This window comes from Rhodococcus sp. 14-2470-1a, assembly GCF_002259425.1.
Classification (GTDB): Bacteria; Actinomycetota; Actinomycetes; order Mycobacteriales; family Mycobacteriaceae; genus Rhodococcoides; species Rhodococcoides fascians_E.
This window is the reverse complement of the sequence record NZ_NPFZ01000054.1, coordinates 1-1745: the sequence shown is the minus strand read 5'-3', so window position 1 is coordinate 1745 and position 1745 is coordinate 1. Positions and strand designations below refer to the sequence as shown.

1 protein-coding gene is annotated in these 1745 nt (G+C 66.9%); it reads right to left on the bottom strand.

The genetic code is table 11. From position 1 onward, the window contains the following. Window positions 1–1643 (bottom strand): HNH endonuclease signature motif containing protein (locus tag CH292_RS27515; RefSeq protein WP_256978604.1); only part of this gene is annotated, 1643 nt, incomplete at its 3' end. Window positions 1644–1745: the final 102 nt, after the last annotated feature.

Genomic DNA, 1745 nt, shown 5'->3' with positions numbered 1-1745 from the left:
GCGGTTTTGTGTTTGTGGTGGGCGGTGCAGACGGGGTGGAGGTTGGTCTCGATGGTCCATCCGCCGCGGTGGGGGGTGTGGTGGTCGTAGGGGACGATGCGGTCGAGTTCGCAGTCGGTGGAGGGGACGTCGCATCCGGGGTGGGTGCAGGTGCGGTAGGTCATGCGTACGCGGGCGGCGAGGTCGGTGGTGGGTCGGTAGGTCAGGGCGCCGGGTGGTGGTTCGGTGTCGCCTGCGTGGCCGTCGGGGTGGGGTCCTGCAGCGAGGGTGGGGTCGGCGGTGATCGCTGCCAAGAGCGTCGCGGTGATCTGCGCACGAACAGTGTCACTGAGCAGACCAGTGTTATTGGGCAGACCACTGCGGTTGGGCAGACCACTGCGGTTGAGCAGGCCGGTGCCGTTGGGCAGACCTCTGCCGCTGGTGGGTGTGGGTACGGTTCCTGCTCGGCGGATCCGGCCGCGGTGGATCAGGCGTGGTACCCGAATCCGTAGGGAGGAGAGCACTGTCCTCTGTTTTTGTCGCCGATCGGCTGGCTCGTCGTCGTCGGCGGTATCGGTGCCACCCAGGCCCGTGTCATCGGGAGTCACTGTGTCATCGGGAGTCACTGTGTCATCGGGAGATGCTGTGCTGCCGGGAGGGTCGGCCTTGGCCGGTTCACCTTGTGTCTGGGTGTGTGGTGTTCGGGTGGTGAGGACGTCGTGGAGTTCGGTGAGCAGGCCTTGCCAGTGGGCGTCGGTGGCGATGAGGCGGGCCAGTTCCGGGTCGAGTGGGGTTCCGTCGGCCAGTACGGCGGGGTTCTGGCGTAATCCGAGCAGTGTTTCGGCGTCGAGGAGGATCTGCACCAGCGGACCCCGCCGAGGATCGGGCCGGTCCGCGGCACCGTCCAGCGGGCAATGCTCACCGCGCCCGCACTGGCATTCGAGGGCGTGTTCGCCGTGGATCAACGCCATCAACCCATCGACCCGTAGCGCCGTGGTCGACCGCGGGTCCTCTCGGCAGACCGTTGCGGCGATCTCGGTCACCAATGCGTCGACTTCGGCGCCTTCGAGGTCGGTGACGATCGCTTCGAGTACCGATGCCCCACCGGAGTCGCGGCGCACCCGCATCGCTCGGCTACTGCGTACCGTGCGCTCTTGTGCGGCTGCTGCCTCGTCTCGGTCGTGGGCGAGCCACAGTCGCCACAGCCACAGTCGCAGTGACCGCGGGGTCAACCGTTCCGCTGCAGCGGCGGCCTCGTGTTCGAGGGCCGCGATGGTGGCATCGGATGCTTTGCCCAGCACGGCGGTCAGTACCTGGATCCGCGGCCAGTCGATTCCGCCGAGGACGAACCGCAGCGCTGTGAGCGGCATCCGCGACAACTCTTGCCCGACGGTCAGCAACGGTCTCGTGGCGCTCTGCGACAGGCCCAGCGTCACCGCCACCTCGGTGACCACCTGCGCCAGAACAGTCAACGGATCACCACCAGTGTTGTCGGCGGTGGTGGTGGTGTCGGCGTCGGTGAGGCGGATGTCGGCGATCTCGCACACCGCTTCCACCGTTCTCGCGCGGGCGATGTTCTCCCGCACCCGACACACCGCGGCATAGCCCGCCAACCCGGTTACGCATGCCGTACTCGATCCCGCCGAAACCCCCGTATCGAACATACTTGGCGCTCCTGAGGTTTGTGTGGGCGCTATTTCTGCTGTTCAGGGCGGGTTGTGTTGTTGGACGCAGTGTTCGGCGAGTTGCCGGTGAGATGAGGGACG